Source organism: Sinorhizobium medicae (assembly GCF_007827695.1).
Classification (GTDB): Bacteria; Pseudomonadota; Alphaproteobacteria; order Rhizobiales; family Rhizobiaceae; genus Sinorhizobium; species Sinorhizobium medicae.
In genome coordinates this window covers 445,079-462,017 of sequence record NZ_VITA01000002.1, presented here as the reverse complement: position 1 = coordinate 462,017, position 16,939 = coordinate 445,079, and the positions used below count along the sequence as shown (strand labels likewise).

At 61.5% G+C, this 16,939-nt stretch carries 12 protein-coding genes; 7 read left to right on the top strand and 5 right to left on the bottom strand.

The annotated features are described in order from the left end of the window. Positions 1–256 precede the first annotated feature (256 nt). Positions 257–2,044, bottom strand: coding sequence for an aspartate--tRNA ligase (gene aspS / locus FB009_RS05510; protein WP_011975000.1), 1,788 nt, complete (start codon positions 2,042–2,044; stop codon positions 257–259). Positions 2,045–2,350: 306 nt separating this feature from the next. Here aspS and FB009_RS05505 point away from each other — a divergent pair, with 306 nt between their 5' ends. From FB009_RS05505 to FB009_RS05485, 5 genes are all read left to right on the top strand, one after another. Further along, positions 2,351–3,586 carry an MFS transporter gene (locus FB009_RS05505; RefSeq protein WP_011974999.1) on the top strand — a complete coding sequence of 412 codons (1,236 nt, stop codon included), beginning with the start codon at positions 2,351–2,353 and terminating at the stop codon, positions 3,584–3,586. Positions 3,587–3,719: 133 nt separating this feature from the next. Beyond that, positions 3,720–5,120: a multicopper oxidase family protein gene (locus FB009_RS05500; RefSeq protein WP_011974998.1), complete on the top strand. Its 1,401-nt coding sequence runs from the start codon at positions 3,720–3,722 to the stop codon at positions 5,118–5,120. A 103-nt stretch (positions 5,121–5,223) separates the two neighbouring features. After that, positions 5,224–6,375: a ribonuclease D gene (gene rnd / locus FB009_RS05495; protein ID WP_145161486.1), complete on the top strand. Its 1,152-nt coding sequence runs from the start codon at positions 5,224–5,226 to the stop codon at positions 6,373–6,375. Between the two features lie 50 nt (positions 6,376–6,425). Then, positions 6,426–7,508 carry an adenylate cyclase Cya2 gene (cya2, locus tag FB009_RS05490; protein ID WP_011974996.1) on the top strand — a complete coding sequence of 361 codons (1,083 nt, stop codon included), beginning with the start codon at positions 6,426–6,428 and terminating at the stop codon, positions 7,506–7,508. Positions 7,509–7,577: 69 nt separating this feature from the next. Next, complete coding sequence (locus FB009_RS05485) at positions 7,578–8,936, top strand: esterase-like activity of phytase family protein (protein ID WP_011974995.1); 1,359 nt, start codon at positions 7,578–7,580, stop codon at positions 8,934–8,936. 130 nt (positions 8,937–9,066) lie between these two features. On the opposite strand, the gene ppx is transcribed toward FB009_RS05485, so the two are convergent. From ppx to FB009_RS05465, 4 genes are all read right to left on the bottom strand, one after another. Continuing rightward, on the bottom strand, positions 9,067–10,590 hold the full coding sequence (gene ppx, locus FB009_RS05480) for an exopolyphosphatase (protein WP_011974994.1): 1,524 nt from the start codon (positions 10,588–10,590) through the stop codon (positions 9,067–9,069). Positions 10,591–10,600: 10 nt separating this feature from the next. Then, entirely contained in the window at positions 10,601–12,811 is a 2,211-nt protein-coding gene (locus FB009_RS05475; protein ID WP_011974993.1) for an RNA degradosome polyphosphate kinase, read from the bottom strand. 64 nt (positions 12,812–12,875) lie between these two features. Then, the gene (gene hdaA, locus FB009_RS05470) at positions 12,876–13,565 is read right to left on the bottom strand and encodes a DnaA regulatory inactivator HdaA (protein ID WP_011974992.1); all 690 of its coding nucleotides are present in this window, start codon (positions 13,563–13,565) and stop codon (positions 12,876–12,878) included. Between the two features lie 234 nt (positions 13,566–13,799). Then, on the bottom strand, positions 13,800–14,939 hold the full coding sequence (locus tag FB009_RS05465) for an AI-2E family transporter (protein WP_011974991.1): 1,140 nt from the start codon (positions 14,937–14,939) through the stop codon (positions 13,800–13,802). Positions 14,940–15,159: 220 nt separating this feature from the next. Here FB009_RS05465 and purM point away from each other — a divergent pair, with 220 nt between their 5' ends. Then, positions 15,160–16,230: a phosphoribosylformylglycinamidine cyclo-ligase gene (gene purM / locus FB009_RS05460; RefSeq protein ID WP_145161483.1), complete on the top strand. Its 1,071-nt coding sequence runs from the start codon at positions 15,160–15,162 to the stop codon at positions 16,228–16,230. A 30-nt stretch (positions 16,231–16,260) separates the two neighbouring features. Then, entirely contained in the window at positions 16,261–16,923 is a 663-nt protein-coding gene (gene purN / locus FB009_RS05455) for a phosphoribosylglycinamide formyltransferase (RefSeq protein WP_011974989.1), read from the top strand. Positions 16,924–16,939 lie beyond the last annotated feature (16 nt).

Sequence of the window (16,939 nt, the reverse complement as noted above, 5' to 3'; positions counted from 1 at the left end):
ATCATGGGACTGCCTTATCCTGTGATGCGAGGTCCGCTGTGACGGCCTCCGTCAACTGTTCAGGTTAGGGATTCGAAGCGGGCGGAGGACCAGAGCCAGCACACGGTCTTTAAAGACCAGGATTCCGACGGCCTTCCGCCCGCACCCATATAAGCACAGTTTCGACACACAGGATTCCTGTGACAAGCATAGAGGTGAGGCTAGAAGCGAGCGAAAATCCGGCGCGTTCATCGCCGGGTTTTCCCTGCAAGGATGATCAATCCTTCTTCTGCGGTACCGGTCGGATCGCCAGTTCCCTGAGCTGCGCCGGCTCCGCCGGCGAAGGGGCCCCCATCAGCAGGTCCTGAGCCTGCTGGTTCATCGGAAACAGAGAGATTTCGCGCAAATTCTTGGCGCCGACCAGCAGCATGACGATGCGATCGATGCCGAAAGCCATGCCGCCATGCGGCGGGGCACCATATTGGAACGCGCGGTAGAGACCACCGAACCGCTCTTCCACGTCAGCCTGGCTGAGCCCGACATTCTCGAAAGCCTTCACCATGAGTTCCGGCGACTGGTTACGGATCGAACCCGAGGCGATCTCGAAGCCGTTGCACACCATGTCGTACTGGAAAGCCTTGATCGACAGGAGATCGTCGCTCGAAAGAGCAGTGAGGCCACCCTGCGGCATCGAGAACGGGTTGTGGGCGAAATCGACGCGCTTTTCCTCCTCGTTCCATTCATAGAACGGGAAGTCCACGATCCAGCACAGCTCGTAACGCTCACGGTCGACGAGGTTCAATTCCTCGCCTGCCCTTGTGCGGGCTTCGCCGGCGAACTTGTAGAATTTCGCCGGTTCCCCGGCAACGAAGAAGCAGGCGTCGCCGTCCCCGAGACCGAGTTGCGTGCGGATGGCGTCGGTCCGCTCCTCGCCGATATTCTTGGCGAGCGGACCGGCACCTTCGAGCTTCTCGCCTTCCTTGCGCCAGAATATATATCCGAGGCCCGGCTGACCCTGGCTTTGAGCCCAGGCGTTCATACGGTCGCAGAAAGCGCGAGAGCCGCCGGTCTTGGCGGGAATGGCCCAGATCTCCACCTTCGGGTTGGAGGCTATCATATTGGCGAAGACCTTGAAGCCGGAACCGGCGAAATGCTCCGTAACCTCCTGCATCTCGATCGGGTTGCGCAGATCCGGCTTATCGGAACCATATTTGCGGATCGCCGCGTCATAGGGAATGCGCGGGAACTTGTCCGTCACCGGCTTGCCTCCGGCGAAATCCGCGAAGATCGCCCGGATCATCGGCTCCATGGCGTCCCAAACGTCCTCCTGTTCGACGAAGCTCATTTCGAGATCGAGCTGATAGAACTCGCCGGGCAGACGGTCGGCGCGCGGATCCTCGTCGCGGAAACACGGAGCAATCTGGAAGTACCGGTCAAAGCCCGCAACCATCAGGAGCTGCTTGTACTGCTGAGGGGCCTGCGGCAGCGCATAGAAATTTCCGGGGTGGATGCGGCTGGGCACCAGGAAGTCGCGCGCGCCTTCCGGCGACGAGGCCGTCAGGATCGGGGTCGTATATTCGGTGAAGCCTATGTCGCTCATCCGGCGCCGCATGGCGGCGATGATTTCGGTGCGCCTGACGATGTTCTTGTGCAGCGTCTCGCGGCGCAGATCGAGGAAGCGGTATTTCAGGCGCACGTCTTCGGGATAGTCCGGCTCGCCGAAAACCGGCAGCGGCAGTTCCTTGGCGGCCGAGAGCACCTCGATCTCGCGGGCATAAAGCTCGACCTCACCCGTAGGCATGTTCCGGTTGACCGTCTCGTCGGTGCGCGCCTTGACGGCACCGTCGACGCGAATGACCCATTCGCCGCGCACCGTCTCGGCCGCTTTGAAGGCCGGCGAATCCGGATCGGCGACGACCTGGGTCATGCCATAATGGTCGCGCAAATCGATGAAGAGCACGCCGCCGTGATCGCGGACGCGGTGAACCCAGCCGGAAAGGCGAACGGTGGAGCCGACATCCGACTTGCGGAGGGCGGCACAGGTGTGGCTGCGGTAACGGTGCATCGTATATATAGTCCCGGAATTGCTTAAGACCGCGCGTGTCGCAAACGGCGCAGGGCGGCATGATCAAAGTCGGGCGGAAAAGCGCATGATGCGCCGGTTTTGTCAAGGCCGCGGCGCGCCGCCGGAAGGAGCGCCGGTCCGGTCGGCACAGCTGACCGCCTTCGAAGATGACTGCAGGCGTGGCAACGCAAATTTGAACACGTGAGGTCACAAATTGCTACTGTTCCCGTTTGCCGCCCACGGATAAACAGGAGACAGGGTCGCGTATAGCGCGAGTCGCGACCGCAATCGGATGCCTCCTTCCTCATGTCCCAGATCCGCCCGCTCATCCCGCTGCTCGTCACCGCAGGCATACTGATCGGCGGCAACGGGCTGCAGGGCACCTTCATTTCATTGAGAGCGCTGGACGAGGGGTTCTCGACCTCGCTCATCGGCGTGGTCGGCGCCGGCTACAATATCGGGTTCGCGATCGGCTGCATCTACGTCACCCGCATCCTCCGCGCGATCGGTCACATCCGCACCTTTTCGGCAATGGCGGCCATAGCGTCGGCTGCCGCGATCTCCATGGTTCTCATTATCGATCCCTGGTTCTGGTTCCTGATGCGACTCGTCGCCGGGATCTGCTTCGCAAGCCTCTTCGCCACGGTGGAGAGCTGGTTGAATGCCAGCGTCACCAACGCCAACAGGGGACGCACATTGTCGGTCTACCGTCTGGTCGATCTCGGTTCGGTCACAGCGGCGCAATACGCCATACCCGGCATCGGCATCGGCGGGTTTGAGCTCTTTGCGATCATTTCCATGGCGCTGACGCTCTCGCTCGTGCCGATTTCCTTCGCCGACAGATCGAGCCCGGTCACTCCGGAAGCGATCCGATTCGACGTCAAGACGCTCTGGAACATCTCGCCGCTGGCCACCATTGGCTGCATCGTCGTGGGCCTGACCAATGCCGCATTCCGCTCGCTCGGCCCGATCTATGCGCAGGAGATCGGGCTTTCGGTAACGGCAATCGCGACCTTCATGAGCGCGGGCATCATCGGCGGCGTCGTGTTGCAATATCCCCTAGGCTACTACTCCGACCGGATCGACCGCAGGCTGATCATCCTGCTCGCAACCTTCGGCTCCCTGCTTGCGGGCCTCTTCCTCGCCTTCGGCGCCGGCAGCGACGAGTGGCTGAACTTCGCCGGTATCTTTGCCTTCGGCGCCTTCGCTATGCCGCTATTTTCGCTATGCTCGGCACAAGCCAACGACCATGCGGCTGAAGGCCAGCATGCGCTGGTTTCGGCAGGCATGCTCTTCTTCTGGTCGCTCGGAGCTATTATCGGGCCGCTCTTCGCATCCTTCCTGCTCGAGATATTCGCCCCGCAGGTGCTTTTCATCTACACGGCCGCGATCCTGGGGGCTTTCATGCTCTACACACTCTTGCGCATGACTGCGCGTAAGCCGGTTCCAACCGAGGAACGGTCGATGCGCTTTCGCAATCTCCTTCGCACATCGTCCTTCTTCAACAAGCTTGCCGGCGGCCACGCGCGAAAAGAGCCGTGATCCTTCTGCTCAAGGCATGGCGCAACCTCGAATTGCTGAAACTGAAAATCAGGTTTAATAACGGGCCGATGCTTTTTGAAAGGCGAAGTGCTTAGCCGCGCGCCCTCCCCTTCTACGGGACAAACCAGCAAAGATGCCGATGCTCGACCGCAGAATGTTTCTCCAGGCTTCAGCCGCATTTGGCGGCGCTTTCGCGCTCGGCGCGGGTCTTGCCGCGAAGGCCGGTGGGGCGCCCGATCCGCAGATCCTGACGGCGCGCTTTACCGAGGCGCGGATCGCAACCGGCGGCACCACGCCCCGTCTCATGACTTATGATCTTAGCGGAACGGCAGGCTCCGGCGTGCCGCCGGTCCTCAGGATGCGCAAGGGCGAGCCTTATGCGGCGCGACTGATCAATCGTCTCGATGAGCCGACGACGGTCCACTGGCATGGTTTGAGGATCGTCAATGCGATGGACGGCGTACCGGAAATGACGCAGCCCTATGTCTATCCCGGCGAGGGCTTCGACTACCTCTTCACGCCGCCCGATGCCGGCACCTTCTGGTATCACCCGCATTGCAACACGCTGATGCAGATGGGGAGCGGCCTGACCGGCGTGATCGTCGTCGAGAACCCGAAGGATCCGGCCTTCGATGCCGAGATCGTCCTCAATCTCAGGGACTGGCGGCTAAACGCAAGCGGCGCATTCATCGCCCCTTTCAAACCGCGCGATGCGGCGCGCGGCGGCACCTATGGCACGGTAAGAACCGCGAACTGGCAGCGGGAACCGGTTTACGACGCTCCGGCCGGCGGGCTCGTCCGGGTGAGAATCGCCGCCACCGACGTCACGCGCATCTATAGCATCGGCCTCGAAGGCGCGGCGGCCAAGGTGATCGCGCTCGACGGCAATCCGGTCGAAATGCCCTTCGCGCTGGACCGGCTGGATATCGGCCCCGGGCAGCGTGTCGACCTTGCGCTTCGCATGCCGGAAAATGAGGAGAGCCGGGCGACTCTCGACAATTTCCGCGGCTCCAGCCCCTGGACCATTGCGACTTTCCGAGCAGTCGGCGCCTCGCTGAAGCGTGATCTCAGGGACATCAACCCCCTGCCCCCTAACCCAGTCGCCGAGGCCGACCTTTCCACGGCCAGGCGTATCCCGATCGATCTGACCGCAACGGCGGAGCAGGGTGTGTCGACTTCAATCTGCGGCACGCTCGGCTATACGTTCTGGGCGATCAACAAGGTCCCGTGGCCGGGCGACACGCCCGATCCGGTCGCGCCGATCGAGGAACTCAAACTTGGGAAAAGCTATGTGCTCGAGATCGCGAACCGCACTCCGCACGCCCATCCCATCCATCTGCACGGCCTGAGCTTCCGCGTCCTCGCCGCGAACAAGCGCACCGTGCTGCCGCCGCCGACCGACACCATCCTGCTCCTGCCGGACGAACAGGCGCAGCTGGCACTGGTCGCGGACAATCCCGGCGACTGGCTTTTCCATTGCCATATCATCGAACATCAAAAGACCGGCATGGCGGCTTATTTCCGGGTCGCCTGACGATTTCGCCCGGATCGTCAAACAATTTCGATTGTGACGGATGCCGTGAAACGGTACACGGAAAGTTCTAAGCAGCATTTTTGCCACAGTGATTTAAAGCCCGATGATTCAAACGACAGCAGATCTTGAGGCCGCCTGCAGAGAGCTGGCCAGTTCAAGCTATATTACGATCGATACGGAGTTCCTGCGCGAAACGACGTTCTGGCCGGAGCTGTGCCTCATTCAGATGGCGAGCCCGGACATGGCCGTCATCGTTGACCCGATGGCGCCGGGAATCGACCTTGCCTCTTTCTTCGCGCTCATGGGCAATGCCGATGTCGTGAAGGTGTTTCATGCCGCCAGACAGGACATCGAGATCATTCACCATCTCGGAAATCTCATTCCGCATCCGCTCTTCGACACGCAGGTAGCCGCCATGGTGTGCGGCTTCGGCGACAGCGTCTCCTATGACCAGCTCGTCAGCCGAATCAAGAACGAGCAGATCGACAAGTCGTCGCGCTTCACGGATTGGAGCCGCAGACCACTCACCGACAAGCAGCTCGACTACGCGCTGGCCGACGTGACCCATCTGCGGGACATCCACCACTACCTCGTTCAGGAGTTGGAACGCGAAGGCCGCTCCTCCTGGCTCGCAGAGGAAATGGCGATCCTCGAAAACCGCGAAACCTACGACCTCCATCCGGACAATGCCTGGCAGCGGCTGAAGATGCGGGTGAAAAAGCCGATCGAACTCGCGGTCCTACAGAAAGTAGCGGCCTGGCGCGAACGCGAGGCGCGCGCCCGCAACGTGCCGCGCGGGCGAATTATCAAGGACGACGCGATCTACGAGATCGCGCAGCAGCAGCCGAAGGATTCGGAGGCGCTCGGCCGCCTCAGGACCATTCCCAGGGGATGGGAACGGTCAAGCGCGGGCACGGCCCTCGTCGAGGCGGTCGGGGAGGCTCTGGCGATCCCAAAAACCGAACTGCCGCGCCTGCCGCGCCAAAACCACGCGCCGGAGGGCGTGGCGGCAGCGAGCGAGCTGCTGAAAGTGCTTCTGAAACTCACCTCCGAGAAGGAGGGAGTCGCGGCCAAGATTATCGCCAACAGCGACGATCTCGAAAAGATCGCAGCAGAGGGGGACAGCGCCGACGTCGCCGCACTCAAGGGCTGGCGGCGCGAACTCTTCGGCGAGACGGCGCTGAAGCTCATCAATGGCGAGGTGGCATTGCGCTTCGTCGACAAAAAAGTCGAGGCGATGGAAATCGGCGGTTGAAGCCGGCGCCTCGACGCCTGATGTCATCCTGACGTTTCGAGGCTATCGGCATGCGCTGGAGATTTTCCACGCTCGAGATCATTCTTTTGCTGCTCGTCGTTGCCGGCAGTGGCATGGCCTATGCGTGGGTGGTCTACGGCGGCGGCGGATTGATTGGCGCCACCTATGCGCTCTTCATGTGTATGCCTATCGTCGCCTTCGAAAGGCACATCATCTTCCGGCGCCTTTACCGGCGGATTCACGGCTCGCCGACACCGGCGTTTCTCCTCTCGTCGCTGGCCGTTTACTTCGTATTCTGCAACGTCGGATACGCAGCGGCCGGTTTGCTTCTGCATGTCGCCGGCGCCATGCGCGAAAGCGCGAGCGACGCGATGCTGCCATCACTGAACGTGCTGGTGTACGCGCTGGCGACATCCGGTCCGATCATTTTCGTGCTCCGGGTGCGCGAATTGCTCGGCCGCGACGTTTTCATGAGCCTGCTGACCGGCCGATACCGCAAGCCGGTGCAGGAGGAGCGCGTATTTCTTTTCATCGACCTCGCCGGATCGACATCGCTCGCCGAGCGCTTCGGCGACCTGCGCATGCAGGAATATCTGGGCAAGCTGTTCGCTGCCATGGCTGATCCCGTCCTTCGCCATGGCGGGTCGATCGACGACTATGTCGGCGACGCTGCCGTGATCACCTGGCCTTACGATCGCGCCATTGCCCACGCGGCCTGCATCCGCTGCGTGTTCGACATCCTGGAACAGATCGAAGCCGACGCACACCGCTGGCAAAAAACCTATGGCGAGGTGCCGCGCCTGCGTGCCGCCCTGCATGGCGGCACGATCGTTGCCGCGGAGATCGGCGTCGACCGGCACAAGATCACCTATTTCGGCGATACGGTGAATACGACGGCGCGCCTCGAGGGCCTGTGCCGAACCCTCGACCGCCAGGTTCTGATCTCGGCCGATCTGCTTCGCCGCTTGCGCACGCCCGTTTTCGTGCGCTGCGAGGATCTCGGCGAACACGAGGTCAAGGGCCGCGGCCAGAGGCTCGCGGTCCTCTCGCTTGCGACCGATAGGCCGGCCAGCAACGGACGCGAAGACCAGCCCGTTGTCAGTGCAGGCACCGAGGCTTTCACCTCGCTGTAAAACAAACATCAAACAGCTGTCATCGAAGCCGCCTATCGGGTGATCTGAACTCCAACCCGAGGTGAACCAATGACGAAATCCATCCTTGCCGCTATGGCGCTGATACTGCTGGCGTCGAGCGCCGCGCTTGCCGAGGAAAAGGTCTTTCCTGCAACGCTCAAGGCGCATGCGATCCTTCCCGCCAATACGATCATCGCCGCGCCGGCCAACGCTGCGGACTACCTCAAGACCTCGGGCAAGTTCGCGACCGCCGACCGCAAGCGCGCCGTGGAGCTCGGCAGCGTCGGGGGCAAGGATGGCGTTCGCCCAACCGGTCTGTCGCTCCCCTTAAACGGGCAGCCGATGCAGGGCTTCTCTGGAATCAAGGCAATGGAGGACGGCACGTTCTGGAGCCTGTCGGACAACGGCTTCGGGAACAAGCTCAACTCGACCGACGCAATGCTGATGTTGCACCATCTCAGGATCGACTGGGAAGCCGGCAAGGTGCAGGCGCTGAAGACCCTGTTCATGTCCGATCCGGACCACAAAGCCCCCTTCCCCATCGTCATGGAAGGATCGGCCACCCGCTATCTGACCGGCGGCGACTTCGACGTCGAATCCATCCAACCGGTCGCAGACGGTTTCTGGGTCGGAGAAGAATTCGGCCCCTATATTCTGAAGTTCGACACGGCCGGCAAGCTCACCGATGTCATCGCAACGATGGTCGATGGCGAGCCCGTGGTTTCGCCCGACAATCCGGCGCTGACACTGCAGGGGGATCCCTCCAAAAAGGCGCCCGCGTTCAATCTGAAGCGTTCCGGTGGTTACGAAGGGCTTGCACTTTCGAAGGACGGTACGAGACTCTATGGTTTGCTGGAGGGCCCGATCTGGGCGGACAGCGAATCCGTAGAACAGGCGGACGGCCGGCCTGCACTGCGGATCATCGAACTCGATGCCGCAAGCAAGGCCTGGACCGGACGCAGCTGGCTTTATCCCCTCGCCGAGGGCGGTGAAGCGATCGGCGATTTCAACATGCTCGACGAGAAAACCGCGCTGGTCATCGAGCGCGACAACGGCGCCGGCACGGTCGACAAGGCCTGCGCAGATCCGAAGAACCCGCAGCCGGATTGCTTCGCAGTCGGATCGAAGGTGAAGCGGATCTACAAAATCGCAATGGATGACGAGAATGTCGGCGGGGCCGTGCGCAAGATCGGTTACATCGATCTCCTGAAAATCGCCGATCCGGACAATCGCAAGCGCCAGGGTGGAGGCGAAGGCTTTTACGACATGCCCTTCGTCACGATCGAGAATGTCGACCGGGTGGACGCGACGCATATCATCGTCGGCAACGACAACAACCTGCCATTCTCCGCCGGCCGTTCGCTCGACAGGGCGGATGACAACGAGTTCGTGCTGCTCGAAGCCGGCGATTTCCTGAAGGCGGAGTGAGCGGTCGGTTGCCGCGCGTGTTGCCTGGCGCGCCACCCTCTCCCCGCATGCAACCGCGTGCGGGGAGAACGTGTCGGCAGGCGGATGAGGCAGATTCCCGCGCGAAAGATGCTAGCGTTTTTCGCGATTTCTAGCGCTCGAAGCAGAAAGCGAGTTTCTTGCCCGTCAGCTTACCGAGCTGCTGGAGCCGGCCGTCGAGGCGTTCGCCTTCGAAATCGGCATAGGCTGCCGGGACGACGAATTCGAGATCGATATCGGGCTTCGTGGACCGTCTAAGCGTGAGATGGCGCGCTACCCCCGGCATGGAAGCCGAAAAGAGATAGGCGACGCGCAACAACCCACCCAGGAGCTTTGCGAGTTCGAGGAGGCGCGGCGTCGTGATGGCCGTGAGCGGGCTGGTGGCGCCATCGTCGTTTGGCCCTTCGAAGCGGTAATAGTTCGCAAGCGCGATATAGGCGCGCCCCGCATGCGTGATTCCCGTGAAGGCCGAGTGGGAAATGATATTCAACGCCTGCAGGCCGCGATAGTCCGGATGCGCCCGCCAGCTGATATCGGCCAACAGGCAGGCGGCCTGACGGTAGCGCCTTTCCTCCTCCGTTTCCTCCACACCGAAGAACGGTACGAGACGGCCCGTCCACTCGGCGAGCTCGCGCGCATGCTCGGGCGAGCGGGCGCGAAGAATGGCGATTTCATTGGCAGCCGTCAGCAGCGGGTCCTGCTGGCGCGCCTTTTCGGGAAGCAGCGAAAAAAGATATCCCTCGCGGACACCGAGCGCGGAGAAAGAGATGCGCTCGGGTTTCATGATGGAGATCGCCTCCTGCATCGTCACCGCGCCGAAGGGCAAGAGTGCCCTGCGGCTCTTGGAGATCGTTGCATAGGCGGATGGCTTGACGTTCTTCGGCTCGATCACTTCGGCAAGAACCGCCATTGCCTCGTCATAGGGGATCTCGTAGCCCTGCATCATATGCAGCGGATAGTTGCGCATCTCCATATGCAGCTTGGCGATCGCTCGCCACGTTCCGCCCACGGCATAGAACGTGCGTGCGGTCCCCTTCTTCAGGACCTCGGCATCCTTCATGAACTTGCGAACCCAGGTTCGCGCCCTGCTGAGCGAGCCGCTCGAGTGTTCGAACAGACGAATGCCGCCCAGCGGCAGGGTTATGCCTTTGCCGATACGTTTGCCGCTTACATCGACAAGCTCGAGCGAACCGCCGCCGAGGTCCCCGACCACACCGTCCGGCTCGTGATAACCGCTGACGATCCCCATGGCCGAATAATAGGCCTCTTCCTCACCGCTCAGGATCTTCACCTTTTCGCCGAGGATGGCTTCCGCTCTTTCTATGAAGGCCGCGCCGTTGGTGGCCTCCCGTGCCGCCGCGGTTGCCAGCACATACATTTTGGTCGCTCGCGCCTGGTTCGAGAGCGCACGAAAGCGATGCAGCGCCCTTAGCGCCCTTGCCACGCTTTCCTCCTCCATGCGGCCGGTGGCATCGATCCCCTTGCCGAGGCCGCACATTACTTTCTCGTTGAACAGCATCGCCGGCGAACGGCTCAACCCTTCATAGACGACAAGACGAATGGAGTTGGAACCGATATCCACAACGGAGACCGGGCGGATACCGGGCAGACGCCCCTGCGCTTCAGATTCGACCATGCAATTCCGTTTACTCGCGCCAGCCGCCCTTCCAGCCGGCGATCAGCTTCGGTGCACTGGATTTCAAAGCCTCACCCCGACCCGAAAGGCTCGGATTGGTCATGAAATAATGCTGCGCGTTGAACGGCTCGGCGTCCTTGCCGACTTCCATCCGACGAGAGGTGCCGTCCGGAAGAATTTCGTAGCTCTGCTGGTTGTCGATGAGATTGCCCAGCATGATCTGCGAAAGAACCTGTTCGTGCACAGTGCGGTTGATAAGGGGAACGAGCGTCTCCACCCGCCTATCCAGATTGCGCGGCATCATATCCGCCGAGCCGATATAGACAAGCGCATTCTCCGATGGAAGCCCATGTCCGTTGCCGAAACAGAAAATTCTCGAATGTTCGAGGAAGCGGCCGACGATGGATTTGACGCGGATGTTGTCGGAGAGCCCCGGCACCTGCGGTCTGAGGCAGCAGATGCCGCGCACGACGAGATCGATCTCGACGCCTGCACCGCTTGCCTTGTAGAGCGCATCGATAATCTCCGGATCCACGAGGGAGTTCATCTTCATCCAGATCGACGCCGGACGACCGGATTGAGCATGGCCGATCTCCTCTTCGATGTGCTTGAGGATGCGCGGACGCAGCGTATGCGGGGAGACGGCAAGCTTCATGCCTCCCTCCGGCTCGCCATAGCCGGTGATGAAGTTGAAGATGTTCGCCATGTCGTGGGCAATCACCGGGTTGCAGGTGAAGAACGACAGATCGGTGTAGATTTTCGCCGTGACGGGATGGTAATTGCCGGTACCGAGATGGCAGTAGGTCCTGAGCTTGCCTTCCTCGCGGCGCACGACCATCGACATCTTGGCGTGGGTCTTCAATTCGATGAAGCCGAAAACGACCTGGACGCCGGCGCGTTCGAGGTCTCGCGCCCAGCGGATATTTGCCTCCTCGTCGAACCGCGCCTTGAGCTCGACAAGCGCGGTCACCGACTTGCCGGCATCGGCGGCGTCGATCAGCGCGCGCACGATCGGGCTGTCGTTCGAGGTTCGGTAAAGCGTCTGCTTGATCGCAAGCACGTCCGGATCGCGCGCCGCCTGCAACAGAAACTGAACGACGACATCGAAGGATTCGTAGGGGTGGTGAACCACCATGTCCTTTTCGCGGATGGCGGCAAGACAGTCGCCCGCATGTTCGCGCACCCGTTCGGGGAAGCGCGGGTTGTAAGCCTCGAAGCGCAGATCCTCGCGCGGCGCCTTGGTGATCTCCGAAAGCGTGTTGAGCGCAAGCAGGCCGGGCAGCACCGCGACGCGGTTATCCGGAACACCGAGTTCCTGCACGACGAACTGGCGCAAGGAAGCCGGCATTTCGGAATCGGTCTCGATGCGGATAACCGAACCGCGACGGCGACGCTTGAGCGCCGTCTCGAAAAGACGCACGAGGTCTTCGGCTTCTTCCTCGACTTCGATATCGCTGTCCCTGATGATGCGGAACGTGCCCGAACCCTTCACCTCGTATCCTGGGAAGAGCCGGTCGATGAACTGGCTGACGACATCTTCGAGGGTGATGTAGCGGATGACGTTCTTGACGTCCGGCAGGCGAACGAAACGATCGAGCGCCACCGGCAGACGCAGGAGCGCAGTCATCGGGTCGCGCCCCGTCTTGCTGACGAGTTGAAGGCCGATAGAGAAGCCGAGATTGGGAATGAACGGGAACGGGTGTGCCGGATCGATTGAAAGCGGCGTCAGAACCGGAAAGATCGCCTGGTCGAATTCGTTCGCGAGCCAGTTGCGATCCTGTGAGGAAAGCGAAGCCGGACGGACGATGAGGATGTCTTCCTTGGCGAGATATTGCTGCAGGACGGCAAGCGAGGCCTGCTGCTCCATCTGCAGATTGTCGACTTCCGTCAGAATGCTTTCCAGCGTTTCCGCCGGCGTCCTTCCGTCCGGGCTTCGCAGCGAAAGCCCAGATCGCACCTGGCCTTCAAGGCCCGCGACACGGACCATGAAAAACTCATCGAGATTGGCGGCGGAGATCGACAGGAAGCGGACGCGTTCCAGGAGCGGATGCGCGGTGTTCAACGTCTCTTCGAGGACCCGGCGATTGAACTGAAGCCAGGAGAATTCCCGGTTGACGAAGCGCTCGGGGCTCGTGAGAAGGTCCGGTTGCTCGACAGGCGCCTCACGCTTCGGCTCGGCCGGCGGCTCGCTTTCCGTGATTGCAGACGTCGCGTTGTCCATGCCTATAAGACCCTGTTACTCCAAACGAACCAGCTATCCCACTTTGACGACGGAACTGTGACAGTCAATCGGGGAGGCTCGTATCCGCAAGCGCCTCCAGCACTTCCGCGGCCAGAGCACGGGTCGGCCGCGTTGCGCGCGCAAGCGCCAGATGATCGATCCGTTCGACAATGGTCTGCGCCGCCTCCAGCGAGCGCTCCATGCGCGCCACGATGTAGCCGATCAGGCGCTCGTCGACGAAAAGCTGGCGGTCGGCAAAGAGTTTGGTGAGCACCTGCATCAGCAGCTCGTCGTCCGGCTCGCCGATTTCGACGACGGTGGCAGCCTTCAGGCGCGACTTCAGGTCAGGCAACTCCACCGGCCATGACATCGGCCACAGCCGCGACGTCATCAACAGCGCCGTGCCGTTCTGGCGCACGCTGTTGATGACATGGAAGAGAGCGGCCTCATCGAAACCTTGCCGGTCGGCATCCTCGAAAAGTACCGGTTTCTCTGCGGCGATATCCGCGGCGTCCGAACCGGCAACGGGATGTATCGGCTCCGCCCCGGCCTTTTCGCGCCAGATGCCGGCCAGGTGCGATTTGCCGGAACCCACCGGACCGCAGATGATCACCACGGGCGACGGCCATGCGGGCCAGTGATCGACGATGGAAATGGCCGCGCTCAGCCGATCGGACACGAGCAGGTCGTCGCGACCGGTAGCGGGCGCATGGCCAAAGGCTAAAGGCAATTGTTCCGACAGAGGTCTCTTCATGCTTTACCCGTGCGCAACCACATGACCTCAGGCGCGGCCCAAGATCATCAAACGTGATTCATTCCAAAGATCAGAGCGGGATGCGGGCGGAAAACCGCACACACTTTTCCTCATCCCGCTCTCGCTCACGCCCATCATTTTAGGCCGGTCCGACCTAAGATGATGGCGTGCTCGATTCATTGAGTTGGAGCGGGATGCGGGCGGAAAACCGCACACACTTTTCCTCATCCCGCTCTAGCCGTGGCTCTCCGGCTCCTTGCGAACGGCTGCTCTATGCCCGTGATAGAGGTCGCTAGCAAGGTACCGCTGGATGCCGAAGCGGACAAGCACGCCGATGGCCGCCGCCGCAGGAACCGCCACGAGAAGACCGACAAAGCCGAAAAGCGCACCGAATGCAAGAAGGGCGAACATCAGCCAGACCGGGTGAAGGCCGACGCTTCTGCCGACCAGCTTCGGCTGAAGAATATTGCCTTCGAGAAACTGGCCGCTGAAGAAGACGGCGAGAACCAGGAGAATCCAGATGTAATCGGGCCAGAACTGAACGAGCGCGACGCCGAGTGCGAGCACGAGGCCGACCAGCGATCCCACATAGGGAATGAAACTGATCATACCGGCGAAAAGGCCGATCAGGAGACCGAAATTGAGGCCGACCAATGTCAGCCCAATTGCATAATAAAGGCCGAGGATCACGCAGAGCGAGCCCTGCCCACGAACGAATCCGGCAATGCTCGCATTCATGTCGCGGGCGATCTGCCGCACCACCTCGACGTAATCGCGTGGTATCCAGCTATCGACCCTATCGACCATACGATCCCAGTCGAGCAACAGGTAGAAAGCGACGACGGGAGTGATGACGAAAAGGGAAAGGATATTGAGCAGCGCCATCCCGGAGTTCCATATCTGCTGGAACAGCGAGCCGAGGAAACTTGCGCCCTGCTCCAGAAGCTTGGCCGAGTTTTGCTTGATGGTCGCCATCTGGCCAGCGAGCCAATCCGGCAAAAGCGTGGTCTGGCTGTCGGTCAGGAACGCCTGAAGCTTGGTGATATATCCCGGCATCTTCTCGATGAATTCGGCGGCCTGCGTGAAGACCAACGGAACGATGATCATCAGCGATAGCGCCAGCACGACGACGAAGGCGACGAGGATCGCGATCGTTGCCATCAGCCGGTTCAGGCCCAGCCGTTCAAGGCGATCGGCGACCGGGTCGAGGAAATAAGCGAGCGCCATACCGGCCAGGAACGGCAGGAGAATGGAACTGAAAACCAGCAAAAACGCAATGAAGCCGACAAGCACCAGCAGCCAGAAAAAGAGCTGGCGCTGAAGTCCCCTGCTGCTGACCCGATCGCCCATGACCGCCCCCGTTGCGCGCGGCATACCGCACCCTTTCGCCTCGTTCGTTCCGACGAGATAGGGCTTGCGACGCGCCGAGGTCAAGTCCGGCAGCGCTCGCAAGTTGAACGGTCTGTGGCCGGAGGTAAGCGCTGACCCAGGCAAAATCGCGAAAAATCGGGATTGGGCGCGCCTCCGCGCTTGCACTCCTTGCTTCCCCGTGCCAATCGCATCCGCAATAAGCGACGAGCCCTGGAGAACGAGCATGAGCCAGTCGGGAAAGAACGGCCTCACCTACAGCGATGCGGGGGTGGATATCGATGCCGGCAATCTGATGGTCGAAAAGATCAAGCCGCATGTTCGTTCGACACGGCGCCCCGGCGCAGACGGCGAGATCGGTGGTTTCGGTGGTCTCTTCGACCTGAAAGCCGCCGGCTTCAGCGATCCGGTCCTTGTCGCCGCAAATGACGGCGTCGGCACAAAGCTCAAAATCGCCATCGACGCCGGCAAGCACGTTACGGTTGGTATCGACCTCGTCGCCATGTGCGTGAACGATCTCGTCGTGCAGGGAGCCGAACCGCTGTTCTTCCTGGATTATTTTGCGACCGGCAAGCTGGATCCCGACCAGGGAGCAGCAATTGTCGCAGGGATTGCCGCCGGCTGCCGCGAGGCCGGCTGCGCGCTGATCGGCGGCGAGACGGCCGAGATGCCGGGCATGTATTCCGGTGGCGACTACGATCTTGCCGGGTTCGCGGTCGGCGCTGCGGAGCGAGGTCAGCTTCTGCCGGCCGGCAACATCGCTGAGGGCGACGTCATTCTTGGGCTCTCCTCCTCCGGCGTCCACTCGAACGGTTACTCGCTGGTGCGCAAGATCGTCTCCCTTTCCGGACTTGCCTGGGATGCGCCGGCGCCTTTCGGCGACGGCACGGTCGCCGACCTCCTAATGACGCCTACGCGCATCTATGTGAAACCGCTTCTGAAAGCGATTCGCGAGACGGGCGCAATCAAGGCGCTGGCCCACATCACCGGCGGCGGCTTCCCCGAGAACATTCCGCGCGTGCTGCCGAAGCCTCTCGCCGCCGAAATCGACCTCGATGCCATCAAGCCGCCGGCCGTTTTCTCCTGGCTCGCAAAGACCGGCGGCGTTGCAGCCAACGAGATGCTGCGTACCTTCAACTGCGGCGTCGGCATGATCGCGGTCGTTTCAGCGGGTGAGGCTGAAAAGGTCGCCGCGGTGCTTGCCCGCGAAGGCGAAACGGTCTTCACCCTCGGCCGCATGGTGTCACGCTCCGAGGATGCGCCAGGTACGATTTACAAAGGCAATCTCGCCATATGAGCATGGTAACCCGATGAGCATGGTGACCCTATGAACATGGCGACCGGCAGGAAGAAGGTCGTGGTCTTCATTTCGGGCGGCGGCTCCAACATGATCGCGCTGGCAAAGGCTGCCGCGGCAGCGGATTTTCCGGCGGACATCATTGCAGTCGTCGCCGACAAGGTGGATGCGGGTGGTCTCGACAAGGCGGCCGGACTGGGCATTCCGACCTTCTCCTTTGCTCGCAGGGATTTTGCGAGCAAGGAAGCGCACGAGGCGGCGATCGTCGACGAACTCGACCGGCTTCAACCTGATATCATCTGCCTCGCTGGCTACATGCGCCTTCTTTCTGCGGCCTTCATCCAGCGCTACGAGGGCAGGATCCTCAATATCCACCCGTCTCTGCTACCGCTCTTCCCTGGGCTTCACACACACCAGCGAGCGATCGATGCCGGAATGAGGATCGCAGGCTGTACCGTGCATTTTGTGACTGAGGGCATGGACGATGGGCCAATCGTCGCACAGGCGGCCGTGCCGGTCATGTCCGGCGACACGGCAGATTCGCTTGCCGCACGCGTCCTGACCGTCGAGCACGCGACCTACCCGATGGCGCTTCGCCTCGTGGCCGAAGGCAAGGTGCGGATGGAAGCCGGCCGGGCGGTAAGCCATGCCATTCGAGAGGCAACGGGTATGCTGATTTCACCCGTGATGTAGGAAAGCTCGTCGCTTC